The sequence below is a fragment of the Bacillus sp. PAMC26543 genome, from assembly GCF_014250375.1.
Lineage (GTDB): Bacteria > Bacillota > Bacilli > Bacillales > Bacillaceae > Bacillus > Bacillus halotolerans.
In genome coordinates this window covers 29,094-55,198 of the sequence record NZ_CP060193.1, presented here as the reverse complement: position 1 = coordinate 55,198, position 26,105 = coordinate 29,094, and the positions used below count along the sequence as shown (strand labels likewise).

Below are 26,105 nucleotides of genomic sequence, written 5' to 3'. Positions count from 1 at the left end.
CTTTCATCTCCTCTATATAAAACCGTCATTGCATTAACGTATTTTGAACCTAGAGCAATTATAAGGAGGTTCACTGGAAAAGACAAGCTGACAAAAAAGCATTTTCAGCCTGCTGAACCCTCTCATTATGCTTTTTTCAAGCCCACTAAACAGTCAAAAAGCGTACTTCCCATTCGATTATCAGAATTTGTATCATTTGTCAGCGTATTGACGGAGCCGCCAAAAGCCGCCCACATGCCTTCATCTACATTTATCGTCTTCGGATGAGCCTGTTTCATCACTTTAACTTTACCATTCAAACGGCCCCGATCATTGAAAATGACAACCTCGTCTCCATCCTGAAGATCCCGCTCAGCCGCTATATCTGAAGAAATATCGACCTGTATGTGCTGAAGCTTCTCGATGAACGGAACATGCTGTGAATGATTAGAGCGCTGCGGATGAATGGACAAAAGCGTGTAAGGGTATTTTTCGGCAAGTTCTTCGTTATGGTAAACAGACTCCTCAGGCACTTCCAATTGAAGTGCACCGCTAAATCCTTTTTCTTCAGCTAAAGACGAGGTAAACTCAAATTTTCCGCTTGGCGTCAGAAACGTAAAGTCATCCCACGGCACCTGTTTAACCGGAAGCGGGAGGTGGCCTTTATCTTTCAGGCGCTCAAGTGTTACACCGTCTGCCTCCAATGAAGAAAGCCCCATCTCCAAAAGTTCTTCAGTACTGTGTTCAAAAAGCTCTCCAAATCCAAGGCGCTTCGCAAGCTCTGACCATATCCATCTGTCTGACTTCGCTTCGCCCTGCGGTTCCACCAGCTTCTTCCCATACTGAACATAATGATGGTACATACTGGAATAATAAATATCCTCTTCTTCAAAAACAGTGGCAGTCGGCAAAACATAGTCGCACAGCTTTGCCGTATCGGTCATGATGGAATCAATCGCTACTGTCACCGGAACCTTTTCAAACGCCTGTCTTACTTTATTTGTGTTAGGCACCTGAGTCAGCGGGTTCCCGCATGTCACGATAATCATCTCGATCGCAGGATCATCAGCGGTTAAAATCTCTTCAGCCTGTGTCATCATTGAAAAAGAACGTGATTTCGTTTTTAATTCCGGCAGCGTCAGCTTCGTTTTTGCAAAACTTTCACCAATCTGGACATTGCCAAAATTTGCGCCGCCGCCTTTAATCCCAACGTTTCCGCTTGCCGCAACAAGCGCATCAATCCAGCGAATCGTCCCGCCGCCATTTTTATACCGCTGCATACCAAGCCCCATAAAAGTAGACACCGGACCATCCGCATACAGACCTGCAAGAAACTCCAGCTCTTCCATCGTAGTTTCTGTTTTCGCAGTAAACTCCTCGAGAGAAACCGTGCTCAAAAGCTCTTTTACATCATCAAACCCGACAGAATGCTGAGAAATAAAATCCTCATCCGTTCTTCCCGTCTCAATCAGAACCTTCAAAACAGCCGCGGCAAGCCAGCCATCCATTCCCGGCTTTACAGAAATATAACGGTCAGCCAGTTTTGCAGTCGGATTAAAAATCGGATCAATCACCGTCAGCGTTGCGCCCTTTTTCTTTACCTGCTGCAAATGGTGATAAAGGTGCATATTTGTCCTTGATACATTTCTGCCCCACACAACGACGTGTTTGCTGTTGTAAATATCAAGCGGCCCGTGCCCATACGACCGGCCGAAATCCCAGCTTTGCGCCTCTATACCCGAGCCCCAGCAAATGCTTCCGACAATCTCAGTCACACCGCCATACGCATTAAAAAAACGCTGATCTAGCGCTTTTAACAAACCGTTATTGGCATAATCATGGCTGTGCAAAACTGCTGTTGTTTCTGACGTCTCCTGAATGTCCCGAAGTTTATCGGCAATTTCATCAAGAGCCTGCTCCCAGGAAATCCGCACAAACTCGCCATTTTGTTTTTTCATCGGATAACGAAGCCGATCAGGCGAATTTGTTTTCGTCTCTAGCATTCTGCCGCGGCCGCAGATTTTGCCTTCCGTAATCGGATGGTTTGGATCTCCGTCCACTTTTGTTACCTTTCCGTCATCAACAGTCACCACAAAACCGCAGCTGTCCCAGCAATTCAGAGGGCATGCTGACTGATGCACTTTGCTCATCGCCGTCTTCTCCTTACCTTCTATATGAAAAAGCATGAGTGTCAGCCTTTTTATGAAGTAGGCTCCTCATGCTTGACCAGTACTTTTTTTACTTTTCTTTCAAATTCTTTTCTCGGAATCATCACGCTGTGAGAGCAACCCTCACATTTAATCCGAATATCCATTCCCATACGTATAATTTTCCATCTGTTTGCTCCGCATGGGTGCGGTTTCTTCATTTCTACAATATCATTCAGGCCAAAGTCTTTTTCCGCCAAGACCCTTCACCTCTCTTCATAAACTGCTGAATCTATTGTACAAAAAAACTGATCATTAGAGCAATCATCATACCCAAAAAGAAGGGAATCCTCTTATTTCCATTTACTTAAAATAGGGTATAACAGCAAACAAACTAATAGATAAAGATTCAGCATTCCATAAATAGGATATAAAAAAGCGATTAAATCGGAAAAACCGAAAGAAGTAAAAGGCACCATCAACACTAACAGAATCAATACGATCATCCATCTCGGCATGTGAAGAAAAGCCATCAGCCGGCTGGATAATCCAAATAAACCAGCCACCGTCGTCGTATATATCGCAAGGCACAGCACCGCAGTCATACATAAAAAAAGAAGATAAGGGGCACCCTCCAGAATGGCAAACAGCGGAATTTCAAATTGAGAAAGGGAACCAGCCAGTTCTACCAACGTTTCATTATATACAAAAGAGATCACGCCAAAAATAAGACCGCTGGCCACACTGGCGATTTTAGCTTCCCCCAGCCCTTTCATTTCTTTCCCGACAGATGATAAAATCGCGACAACCGAAAGAATATTTAAAGAAGTAAACGTAATGCTGGCAGGCCAGTTATACTGCCGGCTCAAATCTATCGTCCACGTATGGTGATGAGTGCTCTGAAATGAAAATAACGCATACATCAGCCCGGCAACTAAAATAGGAATTAAAATGCCATTCACAGATAAAATCCCTTTCACATCCCAGAAAAACAAACACACCGTCACGATGCAAAGCAGCGCAATTCCCCACCAAAAAGGGAGCTTGTACATTTGCAGTGTCACTCCGCCTCCGGCGATCATCACCATGGTTGTAGAAAATAAATAAAAGACAATGAGAATATCATAAATTTTCGCCAGCCACGGTCCCATTAAATGTTCAAGAACCGGAAGAAAGTGAGTGGATTGAACCTTAAAACTGATTTTCATCACAATATAAGACGAGAAAATGAACATCACTGTAAACAGCACAATAGCCAGTCCGCTTTCTGCGCCAAAAAACTGCCATATCTCCTGACCGCTTGCATATCCGGCGCCGATCAGGCTGCCTAATATAAGCAGCATCCACCTCATTCCGGCTCTCCACAACATTATCACCTCATAAGTACAGAGTTCAGCTTGTTTCCGTTATTGTTACTATATAGAGCGCTAATAATAAAAATGCCTATTTTCATAGGAAAACAAAAAATAATGGTTGAATGTGAAAATACAGTACAAAATACACATAAAAAAAGGCCGCCTAAACAGGCAGTCAAAACATAGAATCCGATCCTCCGCTTTCTTTACCATTCCTTTATACGCTTCTTCACCAAGATATCATTTTCAATCATTCAGTTATTCCGATCTTATCGTAATCTTCATTAGGCGTTCCGCATATTAATGATTCCTCCATTACCAAAACAGCAGACCATATCTTGCTTCACCTGAAGCGCTGCGGCACAATACTTGTAAATAACCTCTATCTTTTCCTCTTTGTATCCAAAAATCCGTAAACAGACAGAAAGCATAAAAAACCTAACTGCTGGATATAATGTAAACAACCTTACATACCAAAAAAACACATCCCTAGCAATTCCGATACCTTACAAGGAAGTGAAACCTATGAATCGAAAAGGCGGGCTTTTTTCTTCTCAGGAACGAGTAAAGCAATATGTTTCACATACAGATACAGCTGCAGCAAAACAAATACAAACGATTCTTTCTTCATCCTTACGTAAAGCTGCCGGCAGACCGATTGTTGTGGTTTGTATCGGAACAGACCGTTCAACTGGTGACTCATTAGGCCCGCTCGTAGGAATGAAACTCAAACAGATGCAGCTCACAAGATTCCACGTCTACGGCACTCTGTCTGATCCTGTGCACGCTGTAAACATGAAGGACAAATTGATGGAAATTCACAAATTACATAAAAACCCATTTATTGTGGCAGTGGATGCATGCTTAGGGCGTGTGAAAAGCGTAGGTTCATTCCAGATCGGAGATGGCCCACTAAAGCCTGGTGCCGGTGTACAGAAGGATCTTCCTGAGGTAGGAGATCTCCATGTGAATGGAATTGTAAATGTTAGCGGTTTCATGGAGTACTTTGTTTTACAAAATACAAGGCTTCACTTGGTCATGAATATGGCAAATGTTCTTGCTGAAGGACTGAGTTTAACAGATCGAACAGAGTGGAGGCAGGAACGGCTTAATCCGTTGCAAAGACTCACAGGACGATTATAAAACAAAAAACCATCTCTATTGAAGATGGTTTTCTTTCATTTACGATTCTCGTTCTGATAAAAGCTCTAAGATCCGTTCAAGATCCTCATTGGAGAAAAACTCAATTTCGATTTTGCCTTTTTTCTTTTGTCTCTTAATATTTACTGTTGTACCAAAATAATTTTGGAGATACGATTCCCGTTCTTTGATAATCGCATCTTTTACAGGCTCTTTTTTCTTTGTTTCACGTGGAACATTCTGATTTAATTGCTGAATCAGCTGCTCAAGCTGTCGAACGTTAAGCTGTTCTGCAATCACTTTTTGCACAAGCGGTTCAAGCTTGTTTTTATTTTTCAAACCAAGAAGTGTGCGGCCATGCCCCATAGAGAGCGTGCCTTCCGCAATCAGCTGCTGAATGTTCTCAGGCAATGTCAGCAATCTTAAATGGTTGGCAATATGCGGCCTGCTTTTTCCGAGACGTTTTGCAAGCTGCTCTTGCGTGACATCTAAGTGTTTGAGCAAAGAGTCATAAGCCTGAGCCTCTTCCAGCGGTGATAAATCCTCCCGCTGAAGGTTTTCCAGTAAAGCAATTTCTCTCATTAACGCCTCTGATAATTCACGGACAATCGCTGGAACTGTTTCTAAACCTGCAAGCTTTGCCGCCCGAAAGCGCCGTTCACCCGCAACGATATCATAGCCTTTTAAAGATTTTCTAACGATAAGCGGCTGGAGAATGCCATGCTGCAGCACAGATTCTTTGAGCTCCGCTAGAGCTTCATCGTCAAAGTGTTTTCTTGGCTGATAAGGATTAGGGCGTAAATCGGTAACTTTGATTTCCTCGATTGTCTCTTCAGACAAATCAACCTGATTAAACAACGCATTAATCCCTTTTCCAAGGCCTTTAGCCATTCGCAGCCACTTCCTTTGCTAAATCTAAATATACTTCCGCACCTCTTGACCGCGGATCGTATAAAATGATGGGTTTACCGTGACTCGGTGCCTCACTCAGACGGACATTACGCGGAATAACAGTCTGATATACTTTATCTCTAAAGTATTTTTTTACCTCTTCAATCACTTGAATGCCAAGATTTGTCCGGGCATCAAGCATCGTCAGCAATACGCCTTCAATCATTAAATCAGTATTCAAATGCTTTTGCACAAGACGTACTGTATTTAATAATTGGCTCAGTCCCTCCAAGGCATAGTATTCGCACTGTACAGGAATCACAACTGAATCTGAAGCAGTCAACGCGTTAATTGTCAGCAATCCCAATGACGGAGGACAATCAATAATAATATAATCATAATTCTGCTTCACTGCTTCAAGCGCTCTCTTAAGTCTGACTTCTCTTGAAATTGTCGGAACCAGCTCGATCTCAGCTCCTGCAAGCTGTATCGTCGCAGGAATCACATCCAAATTCTCTACTGAAGTTGCTTTAATAATATCTATTACATCTGCATCATCTACTAAAATATCGTACACACACTGATCTACATCGGCTTTTTCAATCCCCAATCCGCTCGTTGCATTCCCCTGCGGATCAATATCTACCAGCAGAACCCTTTTCCCTATGTAAGCTAAGCATGCTCCAAGGTTGACAGACGTCGTTGTTTTTCCGACTCCGCCTTTTTGGTTCGTAATTGCTATGATTTTTCCCACGATGTCACCTACTTTCACATGAACATGTACTGTCATGTTTCTATTTTATCAAAAAAAGATTAAAGCGTTTCACTTTTTTCATCATTTTGTTTTTTATCAGAAGGGAATATTTGAAAAATTTAATCAGCGCTTTATTGCTTTCTCTTATAAATTCTAAAACTGATATGTTTTTTTGACTTAAAAAAGGGATTTCTAATAGAAAAAAAGAAGAAGTTACAATGCAGAAAGTACAAACAGGACGGTGATCATATGGTTTACAAAACAAAAAGAGATGCACCCGTTACTCTTATGATTGTGTTTCTCATATTACTGATACAAGCAGATGCCATAGTTCCTTTTGTGCTGGGACATATGAGGATATCCGGCTGGATCATTTTTGTTCTGCTGACTCTTTTCAACGTGCTCATCATTTGGAGTTTCATTGATCTGAAATATGTATTGAAGGAGCACCGTTTGATCATTAAAGCCGGATTGATCAAACATCAAATTCCTTACGAAAAAATCGACAAAGTGATTCAGCAAAAGAAGCTGTGGTCAGGTTTTCGGCTTATTGGCTCACGGCGTGCGATTACGATTTATTATCGGGGAGGCTGGGGACATGCAGTCATTTCTCCACAAGACACGGAAGAATTTATCCACAAGCTCAAAGAAAAGAATTCTAATATGACAATCATAATTAAAAGTAATTAATTTCCTTTTAGCGAAAAAGCTCTCCTGGACAAGCAGGAGAGCTTTTATTTTGGTATGCGAATCGTCAATTGAATATATTCTTCAAATTCCTCTTCTTCCGTATTCAATTTTACGCCGCTGTCTTCAACCATTGACAGTGACTGGCGAATCGTGTTCATTGCAATTCTAGTATCCCTGCTGAACGCTTTGCGTCTAGGCTTTGGTTTTCTCTGGCCTTGCTCCAGCATTTTAACCACGCGGTCTTCTGTCTGCTTTACATTTAAGCTTTTCTCAATTATCTCTGTGAGCAGTGTGACTTGGAGCTCAGGCTGTTTCAGGGGAATCAGCGCTCTGGCATGACGCTCTGTGATTTTCTTCTCCATGATTGCGTCTTGAACCGGCTGAGGCAGCTTTAATAGCCGCAGTTTGTTCGCAATCGTTGACTGCCCTTTTCCTAAACGCTGCGCCAGTGCTTCCTGTGTTAAATCATGAAGCTCAAGGAGCCTTGCGTAGGCATGCGCTTCCTCAATCGAAGACAATTCCTCACGTTGCAAATTTTCAATTAACGCCACTGAAGCGGTTTCCGTGTCGGAAAAATCCTTAATAATGGCCGGAATCTTTTCCCACTCGAGCGATTGCACCGCTCTCCAGCGTCTTTCACCTGCAATGAGTTCGTATTGGCCTTCTTCTTCTGTATGCCTGACAACAATCGGCTGAATAATGCCGTGTGTATGAATGGTCATTGCTAACTCTTTGATTTTTTCATCTGAGAAAATGGTGCGTGGCTGAAAACGGTTGGGAACGATAGCATTTACCGGTATTTCCAGAATCTCTTCTTTGTTTGTCTCATGTTCAGCAATCTCCGGTTCCTGTTCCTTCTCACCAAGCCCGAAGAAACGAGAGAATGAATGCTTCATGTACCTACACCACCTTTAAAAACTGCCATTTTTATAATTCTATTTTCTCATGGTTTTTCCTGCTGTACCGTCATTAATTTTGAAGAAAATATGATGGTATTGTCATATCAGGCTGTCTAAATTACCCTTCAATTGGCGATTTATTAGGAGTTCCCGGTTTTCTTGGATACTTCTTAGGTGTATTTTTGATCTTGCGTATCACCATAATATTACGATCGCTTTCTTCAATAGGCAGCTTAAAGGAATGGGTATTCTCAAGTTCTCCTCCAAGCGTTGTGATTGCTTTTTTCCCCGCATTTAATTCTTCTTCAGCAGATGCGGCTTTTAAAGCAACAAATAAACCGTTTTTCTTAACCAGAGGCAGACAAAGCTCGCTTAAAACAGATAGTCTCGCAACCGCTCGCGCTGTCACGATATCATAGCTTTCCCTTACGTCTTTCCGTTGCCCGAATGTTTCAGCTCTGTCATGGCAAAATGTCGTATTCTCCAATTGTAAAGCTTCAGACAGCTTTTCTAAAAACGTTATTCGTTTGTTTAGTGAATCTACGATTGTGACATGAAGGTGCGGAAAACATATTTTAATCGGCAGACTCGGAAAACCCGCTCCCGCTCCGACATCACAAATCGTATTCATCTGATTGAAGTCGACATAAAATGCAGCTGTAATGGAATCATAAAAATGCTTCAGATACACTTCTTTTTTCTCTGTAATCGAAGTCAGATTGATTTTTTCATTCCACTCAACCAGCATATCGTAATACAGCTCAAATTGCTCCAGCTGACGAGGAGAAAGGGAGATCCCTTTTTCCGCCAGTCCAGAAGTGAATTCTTCAATATTCATGCCGTCATCCTTTCTACTCGGCTATCTTCGCAATGCGGCCCTGCTCTAAATATACCAATAGAATTGAAATGTCTGCCGGATTCACACCGGAAATACGGGAAGCTTGGGCAACAGACAAAGGCCGTACGTTTTTCAGCTTTTGACGAGCCTCGGTTGCAATCCCCTTAATTGCGTCATAATCAATTCGATCAGGGATTTTTTTGTTTTCCATCTTCTTCAGTTTTTCCACTTGCTGAAGCGATTTTTCAATATATCCTTCATATTTCACTTGGATTTCTACTTGTTCTGCCACGTCTTGAGGAACCGGCACTTCTGGCGGCGCCAGTTTTGTAACAGTTTCATAGTTCATTTCAGGACGTTTCATCAAGTCTGTGCCGCGTACCCCATCTTTCAATTCGCTTCCGCCAAGAGAACGGATATATTCTTGATTTTCTGGAGACGGCTTGATAATCACAGAATGCAGACGTTTTTTCTCCGCTTCGATCGCCGCTTTTTTCTTCTCAAAAGCCGCAAATCGCTCATCAGAAATCAATCCAATGCGGTGGCCGATTTCTGTCAGACGCAGATCTGCATTGTCATGCCGAAGAAGCAATCTGTATTCAGCGCGAGATGTCAAAAGACGGTATGGCTCATTTGTCCCTTTCGTCACAAGGTCATCAATGAGAACACCAATGTAGGCGTCAGAACGGCTTAGAATCACTTCTTCTTTTCCAAGCGCTTTTCGTCCTGCATTGATTCCCGCCATAATCCCTTGTCCCGCAGCTTCTTCATAACCGGATGTTCCGTTAATTTGGCCGGCAGTGTAGAGATTGGTAATTTTTTTCGTTTCAAGCGTCGGCCATAGCTGAGTCGGTACAATCGCATCGTACTCAATCGCATAGCCGGCTCTCATCATTTGAACGTTTTCCAGACCCGGAATCGTTGCAAGCATTCTTTGCTGCACGTCCTCTGGAAGACTGGTAGACAAACCTTGAACATAAACTTCCTGCGTATTTCTGCCTTCTGGCTCAAGGAAAATTTGATGACGCGGTTTATCATTAAAACGAACAACTTTATCTTCAATTGACGGGCAGTATCTCGGACCTGTACCTTTGATCATACCGGAATACATCGGTGAACGGTGCAGGTTGCTGTCAATAATCTCATGTGTCTCAGGGCTCGTATATGTCAGCCAGCAAGGAAGCTGATCTGTGATATATTCAACTGTTTCATATGAGAAAGCGCGAGGCACTTCGTCACCAGGCTGAATTTCCGTTTTGCTGTAATCAATCGTGTCGCTTTTGACGCGAGGCGGCGTACCTGTTTTAAAACGAACAAGGTCGAAGCCCAGTTCTTCCAAATGCTCAGAAAGCTTAATAGAAGGCTGCTGGTTGTTCGGACCGCTTGAGTAAGAAAGATCACCGAGAATGATACGTCCTCTCAAATATGTTCCTGTCGTCATAACAACTGCTTTCGCGCGGTAATTCGCACCGGTTTGTGTAATGACACCGCGGCACTCGCCGTCTTCAATGATCAGACGTTCTACAATTCCTTGCAGCAGCGTTAAGTTTGGTTCTTTTTCAAGCGTATTTTTCATTTCATGCTGATATTGGAATTTATCTGCTTGCGCACGCAGCGCACGGACAGCAGGACCTTTTCCTGTATTCAGCATTCTCATTTGAATATGCGTTTTATCAATATTTCTGCCCATTTCTCCGCCAAGCGCGTCAATTTCGCGGACGACAATCCCTTTTGCAGGGCCGCCGACAGACGGATTACATGGCATAAACGCAACCATATCTAAGTTGATGGTCAAGACAAGCGTTTTGGCGCCTTGACGTGCTGATGCGAGGGCAGCCTCAACACCGGCATGCCCGGCGCCAATCACTATCACATCGTATTGGCCTGCTTCATACCCCATGATTCTAGTTCCTCCTTTATTTATTTTCCTAAACAGAACTGTGAAAAGAGCTGATCAATTAAGCTTTCATGGACAGCGTCTCCAATGATTTCGCCCAGAAGCTCCCAGCATCTTGTAAGATCAATCTGCACCATGTCGATCGGGACATCCTGTTCGATGCCGCTAAGCGCGTCTTCAATGGCGCGTTTTGCTTCCTGTAAAATTGAAATATGGCGTGTATTGCTGACATACGTTAAATCTCCGCTTTCAATAGCACCTGTATAGAACAGCGATTGAATCGCTTCCTCCAAATCATTAACGCCTTCTTCTTTTAGAAGAGATGTCGTTACAACAGGACGTCCATTGGCCAGCTCGCGTACACGTTCTATGTCAATTTTCGCCTCGAGGTCAGTCTTATTCATAATGACGATGACGTCCATTCCCTCAACGGCTTCAAAAAGCTTTACGTCTTCTTCAGAAAGCTCTTCACTATAATTAAGCACAAGTAAAATCAGGTCTGCTTCCTTCAGAACCTGACGAGAGCGTTCAACACCTATTCGTTCAACAATATCCTCTGTTTCACGAATACCTGCAGTATCAACAAGACGAAGCGGAACACCTCTTACATTTACGTATTCCTCAATCACATCCCGTGTCGTACCCGGAATATCGGTAACAATAGCTTTTGCCTCATGAACCAGGCTGTTAAGAAGAGAAGACTTTCCGACATTCGGACGGCCGATAATGACAGTAGAAAGACCTTCCCGCAAAATTTTGCCCTGCTCAGATGTTCTAAGCAGCGCCTCAATTTCTTTTTTAACGGAGCTTGCCTTTTCAACTAAAAGCTGATGTGTCATTTCTTCTACATCATCATACTCCGGATAATCTATATTTACCTCAACATGGGCCAGCGTTTCTAAAATATCATCGCGTAAACGGCGCACCAAAGCAGAGAGACGCCCTTCCATTTGATTCATAGCGACGTTCATTGCCCGATCCGTTTTCGCTCTGATTAAGTCCATCACCGCTTCCGCCTGTGAAAGGTCGATTCGCCCATTTAAAAACGCGCGTTTCGTGAATTCACCAGGCTCCGCCAGTCTCGCTCCCTCTCTTAAGGCGAGCTGGAGCACTTGGTTTACTGTCACAATTCCCCCGTGGCAGTTTATTTCTATAACATCTTCACGTGTAAAAGTTCTCGGTGCTTTTAACACCGATACCATTACTTCCTCCACGACCCGATCCGTACGTTTGTCTACAATATGGCCGTAATGAATCGTGTGTGATTCGACCGAACTGATCGTTTTCCCTTTCGGCCCTTTATACATTCTGTCGGCAATCTGGATTGCTTCCGGTCCGCTCAGCCGCACAATAGCAATCGCACCCTCTCCCATCGGTGTAGAAATGGCAGCAATTGTATCCATGTTGTTCACCTCTCTTTTCTATACTCTCATTCATCTATATAAAAAAATATTTTATTATGCCAAAACTAAAAGATAACATAGTTTGGTTCGAAGTGGAAGATGTGTTATCCACAGACTCAGAAATTCATCCCTTATTACTTTAACTTATCCACATGTGAATAACAATTAATTTTATTTCCTGAACTTCCTTTTTATCAACAGGATACACCTAAAAAGGAAAAACTTAAACGGAAAAAGCTTGATAATACAAGGAAAAATAGATTTTTCTATACAAAAAAACCGAAGTTCCGATTTTTACCGGACTTCGGTTTTATGTTATCTTTTCTGGGAAATAACGAGGTGGCGATTTTCGCCTTCACCCATTGAATACGTTTCGATCTGCTGATTTGCATATCTGGAAAGGGCATCATGAATGATTTTTCTTTCACTGGACGGCATCGGTTCTAAATGAACATCTTTTTTCGTTTTCAAAACCTGGTCTGCCAGTCTCACAGCCAGCTGACTCAGCGTCTCTTTCCTTTTCAAACGGTAGTTTTCTGCATCTACCGTCACATTTAAATACTGATCTGAATAACGATTAAGGACAAGCTGGGTCAAAGTTTGAAGTGCATTTAAGGTTTGTCCTCTTTTTCCAATTAACAATGCCGCTTTTTCACCCGTTATATGGAAACTCACTGCCTTTTTGCTTTCTTTTACAGTCACATCAGACTTTCCGGCAATGGATTCGGCAATTCTTTCAAGATACATCTTTGTTTCCTGAATCGGATCAAATTTTTCAGCCAGCTTCACGATTGCCGGCTTTTTGCCGAATATACCAAGAAAACCTTTGTTTCCCTCTTCAATAACGGTAATTTCAACTTCATCCTTCGTTAATTGCAGTTCTCGTAATCCGGACTGTACTGCTTCATCGACATTTCGCCCTGCAGCAGTCACATTCCTCACTTTTTCTTTCCTCCGGCTTTTTGCGGCTGAGGATCTTTTTTAATATCAGGCCCTTTAATGAGGAAAGTTTGCGCAATCATAAACAAGTTACCGACTACCCAATAAAGAGAAAGCGCCGCCGGGAAGTTGATCGCAAACACAATGATCATAATCGGCATAATCCAAAGCATCATTGCCATTTGCGGATTTTGCTGCGCATTGCCCGCCATCATTAATTTTTGCTGTACGAAAGTGGCAACACCGGCAACAATCGGAAGAATATAGAAAGGATCTTTTTCTCCTAAGTCAAACCATAAGAAACTGTGCTCTGAAATCGCCTGTGTTCTCATGATCGCATGGTAGAATCCAATTAAAATCGGCATTTGAATTAAAATCGGGAAACACCCTGCCAATGGGTTGACGCCATGCTTTTGAAATAAAGCCATTGTTTCCTGCTGAAGTTTTTGCTGCGTTTTTTGATCCTTTGAGCTGTATTTTTCTTTGAGCTTTTGCATTTCCGGCTGTAAAGCCTGCATCGCTTTCGAGCTTCTCAGCTGCTTGATCATCAGCGGCAAAATTAATAAACGGATTAAAATTGTAACAATAATAATTGACAGTCCATAGTTGTCTCCCGTCAATTTCGCAACATACGTAATGAGCTCAGACAATGGAAATACTACGTACTTGTCCCAAAAATGCGGACTATCTGCAGTGATCGGCTCTTTGACACTCGAGCATCCAGCCAATAGCATGAATACGCCGACCATACTTAATAGCAACCATATTCTCCTTTTCAACAACATTTCCTCCTATAATCATTCTTTACACTCTCTTATTACAAAACATACTTGTATGTATTTTAGCATCTTTCAGTTTTAAATGGTGTCTTTTTCTGATCAACCAGAAAGGAAGCGCTTTTAAAAGTTTTAAGAAAGCAGTGGCATCTACTTTTTTGACGAAGTTTTCTTATATAATGAGGCCTTCCTGAATAAATGCTGCAGACTTTTTTTCGTTTCCTCAAATGTCAGCTGACTTGCTGGTTTTCTAGCGATAATAATGTAATCCTTTTGCTTCAGTCTGTCTCTCTCTTCTAGAAAAGCTTGCCGGATCAAACGTTTTATCCGATTTCGCATTACTGCATTGCCAATTTTTTTGCTGACGGAAAGACCAACGCGCAGCTCATCGTTTTCAGGCTGATCAAGCGTATATAAGACAAACTGGCGATTCGCTACTGATGTGCCATGCTTGAACACTTTTTGAAAATCTTCATTTTTCTTTAAACGATTTCGCTTCTTCAAATTGACTCACTCCGATACTGGCTGGCAGAAACTTTTAATTTTATTTGAAAATGAGATACGCAGAGACAGGGGAGATCCCCCTGCTCATACACATCACATATATCTTTTCCCTTAAAGTGAAAAAAGACCACTGACATTATTCAGTGGCCTAAGCTGATAATACTTTTCTGCCTTTGCGGCGACGGCGCGCTAAAACTAGACGACCGTTTTTTGAACTCATACGGCTTCTGAAGCCATGAACTTTACTGCGTTTACGGTTATTCGGTTGGAATGTTCTTTTCATTTATGACACCTCCCTCGAGGAATAGCTGTTAAAGACAGTCTTACTTATTATATTTGCGTTACCTATTCATTGTCAACTTCACTAGTGCTTTTGTTTCTTGCAACCATAATAGGATACCATACCTTCTCGACTTTCGAAACCTTATTTTTTCAGATTCCTGAATTTAACGAAAAAAAAAGTCCTGATTCAAATAACATTCTGAGCTGAAAATACGCGATGTGGATATCTTTTTCCCCTTTTTTCAATATCCACAAAGGTTATCGACAACATTTTCACACCGCCAACCCCTGTGGACAATTTTTTTCAACAGGTTGTCCGCTTTGTGGATAAGATTGTGACAACCATTGCAAGCTCTCGTTTAATTTGGTATTATATTTGTGTTTTAACTCTTGATTACTAATCTTGCTTTCACTCATTATCCACAAACTGTGGATAACTTGTGGATTGATTTCACACAGCATGTGTAGAAAGTTGTCCACAAGTTGTGAAATTTGTCGAAAAGCTATTTATCTACTATATTATATGTTCTCAACATTTAATGTGTACGAATGGTTACCGCCATTTGCTCTTTTTTTGTGTTCTATAACAGGAAAAGACGTTATTTTCTTAGAAAAGGAGGGACGTGCCGGAAGATGGAAAATATATTAGACCTGTGGAACCAAGCCCTTGCTCAAATCGAAAAAAAATTGAGCAAACCGAGTTTCGAGACTTGGATGAAATCAACGAAAGCCCACTCACTGCAAGGAGATACATTGACAATTACCGCTCCTAATGAATTTGCCAGAGACTGGCTGGAGTCCAGATACTTGCATCTCATTGCAGATACTATATATGAATTAACCGGGGAAGAATTGAGCATTAAGTTTGTCATTCCTCAAAATCAAGATGTCGAAGACTTTATGCCGAAACCGCAAGTCAAAAAAGCGGTAAAAGAAGATACATCTGATTTTCCTCAAAATATGCTCAACCCAAAATATACTTTTGATACTTTTGTCATCGGATCTGGAAACCGATTCGCTCACGCTGCTTCCCTGGCAGTAGCGGAAGCACCTGCAAAAGCATACAACCCTTTATTTATCTACGGGGGCGTTGGCTTAGGGAAAACACACTTAATGCATGCGATCGGCCATTATGTAATAGATCATAATCCTTCTGCCAAAGTGGTTTATCTGTCTTCTGAGAAATTTACTAACGAGTTCATCAACTCTATTCGAGATAATAAAGCAGTTGATTTTCGCAATCGCTACCGAAATGTTGATGTGCTTTTGATAGATGATATTCAATTTTTAGCCGGGAAAGAACAAACGCAAGAAGAATTTTTCCATACTTTTAACACGCTGCACGAAGAAAGCAAACAAATCGTCATTTCAAGTGATAGACCGCCTAAAGAAATTCCGACACTTGAAGACAGATTGCGTTCACGATTTGAATGGGGTCTGATTACAGATATCACGCCTCCTGATTTAGAAACGAGAATTGCGATTTTAAGAAAAAAAGCCAAAGCGGAAGGCTTGGATATTCCGAACGAGGTTATGCTTTATATCGCAAATCAAATCGACAGCAACATTCGGGAGCTGGAAGGGGCGTTAATCAGGGTCGTTGCTTATTCATCTTTAATTAATAAAGATATTAATGCCGATCTGGCCGCTGAGGCATTAAAAGATATTATTCCTTCCTCAAAACCGAAAGTGATTACAATAAAAGAAATTCAGAGAGTAGTAGGCCAGCAATTCAATATTAAGCTTGAGGATTTCAAAGCAAAAAAACGGACAAAATCGGTAGCATTCCCGCGTCAAATCGCTATGTACTTATCGAGAGAAATGACTGACTCCTCTCTCCCTAAAATCGGAGAGGAATTCGGAGGACGTGACCATACAACCGTTATTCATGCGCATGAAAAAATTTCAAAACTGCTGGCAGATGATGAACAGCTTCAGCAGCATGTAAAAGAAATTAAGGAACAGCTTAAATAATAGGGCCGGGGATAAATCGGGAGAAGTGTGAATAACTTTTCTAAAGTCATGCACAGTCTGTCCACATGTGGATAGGCTGTGTTTCCTGTCTTTTTCACAACTTATCCACAAATCCACAAGCCCTACTATTACTTCTACTACTTTTTTTAAAAAAATATATATATTAAACATTATCCGTTAGGAGGATAAAAATGAAATTTACGATTCAGAAAGATCGTCTTGTTGAAAGTGTCCAAGATGTATTAAAAGCAGTTTCATCCAGAACTACAATTCCGATTTTGACCGGTATTAAGATCGTTGCCTCAGATGAAGGGGTATCTTTTACTGGAAGTGATTCAGATATTTCCATCGAGTCTTTTATTCCAAAAGAAGAAGGAGATAAAGAAATCGTTACGATTGAACAGCCAGGCAGCATTGTATTACAGGCCCGCTTCTTTAGTGAGATTGTAAAAAAACTCCCGATGGCAACTGTAGAAATCGAAGTGCAAAATCAATATCTGACGATTATCCGCTCTGGAAAAGCCGAATTTAACCTAAATGGGCTTGATGCTGATGAGTATCCTCACTTGCCGCAGATTGAAGAGCATCATGCGATTCAGATTCCTACGGATTTATTAAAAAACCTAATTAGACAAACAGTGTTTGCGGTGTCCACCTCAGAAACACGCCCTATCTTGACAGGTGTAAACTGGAAAGTAGAGAAAAGTGAATTATTATGCACTGCAACGGATAGCCACCGTTTAGCTTTAAGAAAAGCGAAACTTGATATTTCAGAAGACAGATCCTATAACGTCGTGATTCCGGGTAAGAGCTTAACTGAACTCAGCAAGATTTTGGATGACAACCAAGAACTTGTAGATATCGTCATTACAGAAACCCAGGTTCTGTTTAAAGCAAAAAACGTCTTGTTCTTCTCACGCCTGCTGGATGGAAATTATCCGGATACAACCAGCCTTATTCCGCAAGAGAGCAAGACAGAAATCATTGTGAACACAAAAGAATTCCTTCAGGCGATTGATCGTGCATCTTTATTAGCCAGAGAAGGACGCAATAACGTGGTGAAGCTTTCTGCAAAACCTGCTGAATCAATTGAGATTTCTTCTAATTCACCTGAAATCGGAAAAGTGGTGGAAGCGGTTCTTGCGGATCAAATCGAGGGTGAGGAATTAAATATCTCATTTAGTCCAAAATATATGCTGGATGCATTAAAGGTGCTTGAAGGAGCAGAGATACGTGTAAGCTTTACAGGAGCTATGAGACCTTTCTTAATTCGCACGCCGAATGATGAAACAATCGTACAGCTTATCCTCCCTGTCAGAACCTATTAATCCGATATACGGCTGCCGACCTGCTCGGCAGCTTTTCTATTCGTAATCTGCTCCGTCAAGTTTTCCCTTTCCCTAATTCGTTTTTTTTTAGTACAATTAGATATTAGTGATATTTGAAAGAGGTCGATATAATGGCAAATCCGATTTCTATTGATACAGAGATGATTACACTCGGGCAATTTCTGAAATTAGCCGATGTGATTCAGTCAGGCGGCATGGCAAAGTGGTTTTTGAGCGAGCATGAAGTGCTTGTGAACAATGAGCCGGACAATCGCCGCGGCAGAAAGCTGTATGTTGGAGATGTGGTAGAGATTGAAGGATTTGGTTCATTTCAAGTCGTCAATTAAAGCGGGTGACACTGATTGTATATCCAGAACTTAGAACTGACATCTTACCGCAACTATGAACATGCTGAACTTCAATTTGAAAATAAAGTAAATGTGATCATTGGAGAAAATGCTCAGGGGAAAACAAACCTCATGGAAGCGATCTATGTCTTGTCCATGGCAAAATCGCATCGGACTTCAAATGACAAAGAACTTATCCGGTGGGACAAAGACTATGCTAAAATAGAGGGAAGAGTGATGAAGCAAAACGGGGCGATCCCAATGCAGCTCGTCATCTCCAAAAAGGGTAAAAAGGGCAAGGTCAATCATATCGAACAGCAAAAGCTCAGCCAGTATGTCGGCGCCCTCAACACCATCATGTTTGCACCGGAAGATTTAAACCTTGTAAAGGGAAGCCCTCAAGTGAGACGGAGATTTCTTGACATGGAAATCGGCCAAGTTTCTCCTGTCTACCTGTATGACCTTTCTCTTTACCAGAAGATTCTTTCCCAGCGAAATCATTTTTTGAAACAGCTGCAAACAAGAAAACAAACTGACAGAACAATGCTTGATGTTCTGACTGATCAGCTTATTGAAGTTGCCGCAAAAGTCGTCGTAAAACGTCTGCAGTTCACGGCACAGCTCGAAAAATGGGCGCAGCCTATCCATTCGGGCATCTCAAGAGGGCTTGAGGAATTGACGCTGAAGTACCATACGGCGCTTGAGGTATCAGATCCTGAAGACTTGTCGAAAATAGGAGATAGCTATCAAGAAGCGTTTTCTAAATTAAGAGAAAAAGAAATCGAGCGCGGCGTCACGCTGTCTGGACCTCATCGGGATGATGTTCTTTTCTATGTGAACGGACGCGATGTGCAGACGTATGGGTCTCAAGGACAGCAGCGGACGACGGCATTATCCCTTAAGCTGGCTGAGATTGACCTGATCCATGAAGAAATCGGAGAATATCCCATTTTACTATTGGATGATGTGCTGAGTGAGCTGGATGATTATCGCCAATCGCACTTGCTTCATACCATCCAGGGCCGTGTACAAACGTTTGTCACAACGACAAGCGTTGATGGCATTGATCACGAAACCTTACGGCAAGCAGGTATGTTCCGTGTGCAAAACGGTACGTTAGTGAAGTGAAGAAATGAGGTGGGCAATTGTATATTCATTTAGGTGATGATTTTGTGGTTTCAACACGCGATATTATTGGCATTTTTGATTTTAAAGCCAACATGTCGCCAATTGTTGAAGAATTTCTGGAAAAACAGAAACACAAGCTGGTGCCTTCCGTAAACGGCACACCCAAATCTATCGTAGTCACGGTTCAGAATATATATTACTCTCCCTTATCTTCCAGCACATTAAAAAAACGTGCGCAATTTATGGTTGAAATAGATTCTTAGTGATTTTTTATAACGAATATATTGTTTAAGAAAAGTGTAGGTGAATAACGTGGCTATGGAACAGCAGCAAAATAGTTATGATGAAAATCAGATACAGGTACTAGAAGGATTGGAAGCTGTTCGTAAAAGACCGGGGATGTACATCGGTTCAACCAACAGTAAAGGCCTTCACCATCTGGTATGGGAAATTGTCGACAATAGTATTGACGAAGCCCTGGCCGGTTATTGTACAGATATCAATATCCAAATTGAAAAAGACAACAGCATTACGGTAATTGATAATGGCCGCGGGATTCCAGTCGGTATTCATGAGAAAATGGGTCGTCCTGCGGTTGAAGTCATTATGACTGTGCTTCACGCCGGCGGAAAATTTGACGGAAGCGGATATAAAGTGTCCGGAGGTTTGCACGGTGTAGGTGCCTCGGTCGTTAACGCGTTATCAACAGAGCTTGATGTGACTGTTCACCGTGACGGAAAAATCCATCGCCAAGTCTATAACCGCGGTGTCCCGGTTTCTGATCTTGAAGTTATTGGCGAAACGGATCATACAGGAACGACTACACACTTTGTTCCAGATCCTGAAATCTTCACGGAAACAACTGAGTATGAATATGATCTGCTTGCTAACCGTGTTCGCGAATTAGCCTTTTTGACAAAAGGCGTAAACATCACGATTGAAGATAAACGTGAAGGCCAAGAGCGCAAAAATGAGTATCATTACGAAGGCGGAATTAAAAGCTATGTAGAGTATTTAAACCGCTCCAAAGAAGTTGTCCATGAAGAGCCGATTTATATTGAAGGCGAAAAGGACGGCATTACGGTTGAAGTCGCTCTGCAATACAATGACAGCTACACAAGCAATATTTACTCATTTACAAACAATATCAACACGTACGAAGGCGGTACCCACGAAGCCGGTTTTAAAACGGGGCTGACTCGTGTCATCAATGATTACGCCAGAAAAAAAGGACTCATAAAAGAAAATGATCCAAACTTAAGCGGAGATGATGTGAGAGAAGGGCTTACCGCGATTATCTCGATCAAACACCCGGATCCGCAGTTCGAAGGCCAAACGAAAACAAAACTAGGCAACTCAGAGGCGCGGACGATCACAGATACGTTATTTTCTGCGGCGTTGGAAACATTTATGCTGGAAAATCCAGATGCGGCAAAAAAAAATCGTTGACAAAGGTTTAATGGCAGCAAGAGCAAGAATGGCTGCGAAAAAAGCGCGTGAATTAACGCGCCGCAAAAGCGCTTTGGAGATTTCAAACCTTCCCGGTAAATTAGCGGACTGCTCTTCGAAAGACCCGAGCATCTCCGAGTTATATATCGTAGAGGGTGACTCTGCCGGAGGATCTGCAAAACAGGGACGTGACAGGCATTTCCAAGCCATTTTGCCGCTAAGAGGTAAAATCCTAAACGTTGAAAAAGCAAGGCTTGATAAAATTCTTTCTAACAACGAAGTTCGTTCTATGATTACTGCACTCGGCACAGGTATCGGGGAAGATTTCAACTTGGAAAAAGCCCGTTATCACAAAGTCGTCATTATGACAGATGCCGACGTTGACGGCGCACACATCAGAACATTGCTGTTGACGTTCTTTTACAGATATATGCGTCAGATTATCGAAAATGGCTACGTGTACATCGCGCAGCCGCCGCTCTACAAAGTCCAGCAGGGTAAACGTGTTGAATATGCATACAATGACAAGCAGCTGGAGGAACTGTTGCAAACTCTTCCTCAAACGCCTAAGCCTGGATTGCAGCGTTACAAAGGTCTCGGTGAAATGAATGCCACCCAGCTTTGGGAGACAACAATGGACCCGGGCTCAAGAACGCTTCTGCAGGTGACTCTAGAGGATGCAATGGATGCGGATGAAACTTTCGAAATGCTGATGGGAGACAAAGTAGAACCGCGCAGAAATTTCATAGAAGCAAATGCGAGATACGTAAAAAATCTCGATATCTAATAATACAAAGCCTTATTTCCAATAAGAAATAAGGCTTTTTTCTGAATAGGACAGGACGCAGGAATTCTTGTAAAACCTATATATTCTAGTAATTTAATGTGTATAAGTATAAGTTTATTGATATAATGGAGAATAGTGAAATCGTATTGAAGATCATAATGGACAATCTACTCCCACATAATTTCATGTGATACTTCAGGGAGGTTTTTTAATGAGTGAACAAAACACACCAAAAGTTCGTGAAATAAATATCAGTCAGGAAATGCGCACGTCCTTTTTGGATTATGCGATGAGCGTTATCGTATCCCGGGCGCTTCCGGATGTGCGTGACGGTTTAAAACCGGTTCACAGACGGATTTTATACGCGATGAATGATTTAGGCATGACGAGTGACAAGCCGTATAAAAAATCGGCTCGTATCGTCGGAGAAGTTATCGGGAAATACCATCCTCACGGTGATTCAGCGGTATATGAATCTATGGTCAGAATGGCGCAGGATTTCAACTACCGTTATATGCTGGTGGACGGTCACGGAAACTTTGGTTCTGTAGACGGAGACTCAGCCGCTGCGATGCGGTACACCGAAGCCAGAATGTCTAAGATCGCCATGGAAATTCTGCGAGACATCACAAAAGACACGATTGATTATCAAGATAACTATGATGGTTCAGAGAGAGAACCTGTTGTCATGCCGTCAAGATTCCCAAACCTGCTTGTAAATGGAGCAGCCGGTATTGCAGTCGGAATGGCTACAAATATACCGCCGCACCAGCTTGGAGAAATTATTGACGGAGTGCTTGCCGTAAGCGAGAACAAGGACATAACAATCCAAGAGCTGATGGAATTCATTCCTGGACCGGATTTCCCGACTGCCGGACAAATTTTAGGCAGAAGCGGAATTCGCAAGGCATATGAATCCGGAAGAGGTTCTATTACGATTCGGGCAAAAGCAGAAATTGAAGAAACTTCATCAGGGAAAGAAAGAATTTTAGTAACAGAACTCCCTTATCAGGTGAATAAAGCGCGTCTAATTGAGAAGATTGCTGATCTTGTCAGAGATAAGAAAATTGAAGGAATAACTGATTTGCGTGATGAATCTGACCGTAACGGTATGCGGATTGTCATTGAAATCAGACGAGATGCCAATGCGCATGTTATCCTGAACAATCTTTACAAACAAACGGCCCTGCAAACTTCCTTCGGGATTAACATGCTGGCGCTTGTTGACGGTGAGCCGAAGGTATTAAATTTAAAGCAATGCCTGGTGCATTATCTAGATCACCAAAAAGTCGTTATCAGACGCCGTACTGCTTATGAATTGCGTAAAGCAGAGGCAAGAGCGCATATCTTGGAAGGATTAAGGATTGCCCTCGATCATCTTGATGCAGTTATTTCCCTTATCCGCAACTCTCAAACGGCTGAAATTGCGAGAACAGGGTTAATTGAACAATTCTCGCTGACCGAAAAACAAGCCCAAGCTATTCTAGACATGAGGCTCCAGCGTTTAACAGGGTTGGAACGAGAAAAGATTGAAGAAGAATACCAATCCCTTATTAAATTAATTGCAGAGCTTAAAGAAATCTTGGCCAATGAAGAAAAAGTGCTTGAGATCATCCGTGAAGAGCTCACAGAAATTAAAGAGCGTTTCAACGATGAAAGACGCACTGAGATTGTTACTGCCGGCCTTGAAACAATTGAAGATGAAGATCTCATCGAAAGAGAAAACATCGTTGTCACTCTGACGCATAACGGATATATCAAACGTCTGCCTGCTTCGACTTACCGCAGTCAAAAGCGCGGAGGAAAAGGCGTTCAGGGAATGGGGACAAACGAAGATGATTTCGTTGAACATCTGATTTCTACTTCAACACATGACACGATTCTCTTCTTCTCCAACAAAGGGAAAGTGTATCGTTCAAAAGGGTATGAAATCCCTGAATACGGTAGAACCGCTAAGGGAATCCCGATTATCAATCTGTTGGAGGTAGAAAAAGGTGAATGGATTAACGCAATAATCCCAGTCACTGCATTCGAAGAAGATCTCTATCTCTTCTTCACAACAAAACATGGGGTTTCAAAACGCACTTCACTGTCTCAGTTTGCTAATATCCGTAACAACGGCTTAATTGCGCTGAGCCTGCGTGAAGATGATGAATTAATGGGTGTCCGGCTTACTGACGGCACAAAACAAATCATCATCGGAACGAAAAACGGCTTGCTGATTCGTTTCTCTGAAACAGATGTTAGGGAAATGGGAAGAACAGCGGCAGGCGTAAAAGGCATCACCCTTACTGACGACGATATTGTCGTCGGCATGGAAATATTAGAGGAAGAATCTGATGTCCTTATCGTGACCGAGAAAGGTTACGGTAAACGAACTCCGGCTGAAGAATATAGAACTCAAAGCCGAGGCGGAAAAGGACTGAAAACATGTAAAATCACGGAGAACAACGGCCATTTAGTAGCGGTGAAAGCTACCAAAGGTGAAGAGGATCTGATGATTATTACTGCCAGCGGTGTACTGATCAGAATGGATATCAATGATATCTCAACTACCGGACGCGTAACTCAAGGTGTACGTCTCATCAGAATGGCGGAACAAGAGCATGTGGCCACAGTCGCATTAGTTGAGAAAAACGATGATAATGAAGAAAATGAGCAAGAAGAGACACAAGAAAGTTAAGAAAAAGCGCAGCTATACCAGCTGCGCTTTTTTATATCAAAAACTCTTTACAGTGAGAAGATTTATGGTATAATCATTTCTGTTGTCTTTTAAAAGACATAGACATTACTAGATGAAAACATTTTTTAAAAAAGTGTTGACCTAGTTAACTAAAAATGTTACTATTAAGTAGTCGCTTCGAGAGAGGCGCACAAAGTTCTTTGAAAACTAAACAAGACAAAACGTACCTGTTAATTCAAGTTTTAATATAAATCGCACAGCGATGTGCGTAGTCAGTCAAACTACTTTATCGGAGAGTTTGATCCTGGCTCAGGACGAACGCTGGCGGCGTGCCTAATACATGCAAGTCGAGCGGACAGATGGGAGCTTGCTCCCTGATGTTAGCGGCGGACGGGTGAGTAACACGTGGGTAACCTGCCTGTAAGACTGGGATAACTCCGGGAAACCGGGGCTAATACCGGATGCTTGCTTGAACCGCATGGTTCAAGCATAAAAGGTGGCTTCGGCTACCACTTACAGATGGACCCGCGGCGCATTAGCTAGTTGGTGAGGTAACGGCTCACCAAGGCAACGATGCGTAGCCGACCTGAGAGGGTGATCGGCCACACTGGGACTGAGACACGGCCCAGACTCCTACGGGAGGCAGCAGTAGGGAATCTTCCGCAATGGACGAAAGTCTGACGGAGCAACGCCGCGTGAGTGATGAAGGTTTTCGGATCGTAAAGCTCTGTTGTTAGGGAAGAACAAGTACCGTTCGAATAGGGCGGTACCTTGACGGTACCTAACCAGAAAGCCACGGCTAACTACGTGCCAGCAGCCGCGGTAATACGTAGGTGGCAAGCGTTGTCCGGAATTATTGGGCGTAAAGGGCTCGCAGGCGGTTCCTTAAGTCTGATGTGAAAGCCCCCGGCTCAACCGGGGAGGGTCATTGGAAACTGGGGAACTTGAGTGCAGAAGAGGAGAGTGGAATTCCACGTGTAGCGGTGAAATGCGTAGAGATGTGGAGGAACACCAGTGGCGAAGGCGACTCTCTGGTCTGTAACTGACGCTGAGGAGCGAAAGCGTGGGGAGCGAACAGGATTAGATACCCTGGTAGTCCACGCCGTAAACGATGAGTGCTAAGTGTTAGGGGGTTTCCGCCCCTTAGTGCTGCAGCTAACGCATTAAGCACTCCGCCTGGGGAGTACGGTCGCAAGACTGAAACTCAAAGGAATTGACGGGGGCCCGCACAAGCGGTGGAGCATGTGGTTTAATTCGAAGCAACGCGAAGAACCTTACCAGGTCTTGACATCCTCTGACAATCCTAGAGATAGGACGTCCCCTTCGGGGGCAGAGTGACAGGTGGTGCATGGTTGTCGTCAGCTCGTGTCGTGAGATGTTGGGTTAAGTCCCGCAACGAGCGCAACCCTTGATCTTAGTTGCCAGCATTCAGTTGGGCACTCTAAGGTGACTGCCGGTGACAAACCGGAGGAAGGTGGGGATGACGTCAAATCATCATGCCCCTTATGACCTGGGCTACACACGTGCTACAATGGACAGAACAAAGGGCAGCGAAACCGCGAGGTTAAGCCAATCCCACAAATCTGTTCTCAGTTCGGATCGCAGTCTGCAACTCGACTGCGTGAAGCTGGAATCGCTAGTAATCGCGGATCAGCATGCCGCGGTGAATACGTTCCCGGGCCTTGTACACACCGCCCGTCACACCACGAGAGTTTGTAACACCCGAAGTCGGTGAGGTAACCTTTATGGAGCCAGCCGCCGAAGGTGGGACAGATGATTGGGGTGAAGTCGTAACAAGGTAGCCGTATCGGAAGGTGCGGCTGGATCACCTCCTTTCTAAGGATATTTACGGAATATAAGACCTTGGGTCTTATAAACAGAACGTTCCCTGTCTTGTTTAGTTTTGAAGGAACTT

The 26,105-nt window shown here is 42.8% G+C and carries 21 protein-coding genes, 1 rRNA gene and 1 pseudogene; 10 read left to right on the top strand and 13 right to left on the bottom strand.

Annotated elements, in window-relative coordinates; translation table 11 throughout:
* Positions 1–125: 125 nt before the first annotated feature.
* The 3 genes from H7F27_RS00285 to H7F27_RS00275 form a co-directional block, all read right to left on the bottom strand.
* Entirely contained in the window at positions 126–2,129 is a 2,004-nt protein-coding gene (locus tag H7F27_RS00285) for a molybdopterin-dependent oxidoreductase (protein ID WP_185848366.1), read from the bottom strand.
* A 50-nt stretch (positions 2,130–2,179) separates the two neighbouring features.
* Positions 2,180–2,386 carry a DUF951 domain-containing protein gene (locus H7F27_RS00280; protein WP_185848365.1) on the bottom strand — a complete coding sequence of 69 codons (207 nt, stop codon included), beginning with the start codon at positions 2,384–2,386 and terminating at the stop codon, positions 2,180–2,182.
* Positions 2,387–2,479: 93 nt separating this feature from the next.
* Entirely contained in the window at positions 2,480–3,496 is a 1,017-nt protein-coding gene (locus H7F27_RS00275) for a YkvI family membrane protein (protein WP_049809975.1), read from the bottom strand.
* A gap of 510 nt (positions 3,497–4,006) precedes the next feature.
* Between H7F27_RS00275 and yyaC the strand changes: the two genes are divergently transcribed.
* Positions 4,007–4,624 (top strand): spore protease YyaC, encoded by a 618-nt coding sequence (yyaC, locus tag H7F27_RS00270; RefSeq protein ID WP_024123571.1) that lies wholly within the window; start codon positions 4,007–4,009, stop codon positions 4,622–4,624.
* Positions 4,625–4,663: 39 nt separating this feature from the next.
* On the opposite strand, the gene spo0J is transcribed toward yyaC, so the two are convergent.
* Both spo0J and soj read right to left on the bottom strand, forming a co-directional pair.
* Entirely contained in the window at positions 4,664–5,512 is an 849-nt protein-coding gene (spo0J, locus tag H7F27_RS00265; protein WP_024123572.1) for a stage 0 sporulation protein Spo0J, read from the bottom strand.
* The gene (soj, locus tag H7F27_RS00260; RefSeq protein ID WP_010332665.1) at positions 5,505–6,266 is read right to left on the bottom strand and encodes a sporulation initiation inhibitor protein Soj; all 762 of its coding nucleotides are present in this window, start codon (positions 6,264–6,266) and stop codon (positions 5,505–5,507) included. Before soj ends, spo0J begins: the two co-directional genes overlap by 8 nt.
* A 249-nt stretch (positions 6,267–6,515) precedes the next feature.
* Between soj and H7F27_RS00255 the strand changes: the two genes are divergently transcribed.
* Complete coding sequence (locus H7F27_RS00255) at positions 6,516–6,956, top strand: PH domain-containing protein (protein WP_185848364.1); 441 nt, start codon at positions 6,516–6,518, stop codon at positions 6,954–6,956.
* A 44-nt stretch (positions 6,957–7,000) separates the two neighbouring features.
* Here H7F27_RS00255 and noc read toward each other — a convergent pair whose 3' ends face one another.
* From noc to rpmH, 8 genes are all read right to left on the bottom strand, one after another.
* On the bottom strand, positions 7,001–7,852 hold the full coding sequence (noc, locus tag H7F27_RS00250; protein ID WP_003219249.1) for a nucleoid occlusion protein: 852 nt from the start codon (positions 7,850–7,852) through the stop codon (positions 7,001–7,003).
* Positions 7,853–7,973: 121 nt separating this feature from the next.
* Positions 7,974–8,693: a 16S rRNA (guanine(527)-N(7))-methyltransferase RsmG gene (gene rsmG, locus H7F27_RS00245; protein WP_024123575.1), complete on the bottom strand. Its 720-nt coding sequence runs from the start codon at positions 8,691–8,693 to the stop codon at positions 7,974–7,976.
* 13 nt (positions 8,694–8,706) lie between these two features.
* The gene (mnmG, locus tag H7F27_RS00240) at positions 8,707–10,593 is read right to left on the bottom strand and encodes a tRNA uridine-5-carboxymethylaminomethyl(34) synthesis enzyme MnmG (RefSeq protein ID WP_101859620.1); all 1,887 of its coding nucleotides are present in this window, start codon (positions 10,591–10,593) and stop codon (positions 8,707–8,709) included.
* 20 nt (positions 10,594–10,613) lie between these two features.
* Entirely contained in the window at positions 10,614–11,993 is a 1,380-nt protein-coding gene (gene mnmE, locus H7F27_RS00235; protein ID WP_024123577.1) for a tRNA uridine-5-carboxymethylaminomethyl(34) synthesis GTPase MnmE, read from the bottom strand.
* 315 nt (positions 11,994–12,308) lie between these two features.
* The gene (gene jag / locus H7F27_RS00230) at positions 12,309–12,935 is read right to left on the bottom strand and encodes an RNA-binding cell elongation regulator Jag/EloR (RefSeq protein WP_024123578.1); all 627 of its coding nucleotides are present in this window, start codon (positions 12,933–12,935) and stop codon (positions 12,309–12,311) included.
* Positions 12,932–13,717 (bottom strand): YidC family membrane integrase SpoIIIJ, encoded by a 786-nt coding sequence (spoIIIJ, locus tag H7F27_RS00225; RefSeq protein WP_081638392.1) that lies wholly within the window; start codon positions 13,715–13,717, stop codon positions 12,932–12,934. Before spoIIIJ ends, jag begins: the two co-directional genes overlap by 4 nt.
* Positions 13,718–13,858: 141 nt before the next feature.
* A complete protein-coding gene (gene rnpA / locus H7F27_RS00220) occupies positions 13,859–14,212 on the bottom strand; it encodes a ribonuclease P protein component (protein ID WP_024123579.1) in 354 nt (117 codons plus the stop codon).
* 148 nt (positions 14,213–14,360) lie between these two features.
* Complete coding sequence (gene rpmH / locus H7F27_RS00215; protein ID WP_003178075.1) at positions 14,361–14,495, bottom strand: 50S ribosomal protein L34; 135 nt, start codon at positions 14,493–14,495, stop codon at positions 14,361–14,363.
* 632 nt (positions 14,496–15,127) lie between these two features.
* Between rpmH and dnaA the strand changes: the two genes are divergently transcribed.
* From dnaA to H7F27_RS00175, 8 genes and pseudogenes are all read left to right on the top strand, one after another.
* Positions 15,128–16,468, top strand: a complete 1,341-nt coding sequence (gene dnaA / locus H7F27_RS00210) for a chromosomal replication initiator protein DnaA (RefSeq protein ID WP_003242674.1) — start codon at positions 15,128–15,130, stop codon at positions 16,466–16,468.
* 191 nt (positions 16,469–16,659) lie between these two features.
* Positions 16,660–17,796, top strand: a complete 1,137-nt coding sequence (gene dnaN, locus H7F27_RS00205) for a DNA polymerase III subunit beta (protein ID WP_024123581.1) — start codon at positions 16,660–16,662, stop codon at positions 17,794–17,796.
* 131 nt (positions 17,797–17,927) lie between these two features.
* On the top strand, positions 17,928–18,143 hold the full coding sequence (gene rlbA, locus H7F27_RS00200; protein WP_003219264.1) for a ribosome maturation protein RlbA: 216 nt from the start codon (positions 17,928–17,930) through the stop codon (positions 18,141–18,143).
* A 15-nt stretch (positions 18,144–18,158) separates the two neighbouring features.
* Complete coding sequence (gene recF / locus H7F27_RS00195; RefSeq protein ID WP_024123582.1) at positions 18,159–19,271, top strand: DNA replication/repair protein RecF; 1,113 nt, start codon at positions 18,159–18,161, stop codon at positions 19,269–19,271.
* A 17-nt stretch (positions 19,272–19,288) separates the two neighbouring features.
* Complete coding sequence (gene remB, locus H7F27_RS00190; protein WP_024123583.1) at positions 19,289–19,534, top strand: extracellular matrix regulator RemB; 246 nt, start codon at positions 19,289–19,291, stop codon at positions 19,532–19,534.
* 55 nt (positions 19,535–19,589) lie between these two features.
* A pseudogene (gene gyrB, locus H7F27_RS00185) lies at positions 19,590–21,507 on the top strand (DNA topoisomerase (ATP-hydrolyzing) subunit B).
* A 211-nt stretch (positions 21,508–21,718) separates the two neighbouring features.
* Positions 21,719–24,190 (top strand): DNA topoisomerase (ATP-hydrolyzing) subunit A, encoded by a 2,472-nt coding sequence (gene gyrA / locus H7F27_RS00180; RefSeq protein WP_024123585.1) that lies wholly within the window; start codon positions 21,719–21,721, stop codon positions 24,188–24,190.
* A 286-nt stretch (positions 24,191–24,476) separates the two neighbouring features.
* Positions 24,477–26,026: ribosomal RNA gene (locus H7F27_RS00175) — 16S ribosomal RNA — on the top strand.
* Positions 26,027–26,105: the final 79 nt, after the last annotated feature.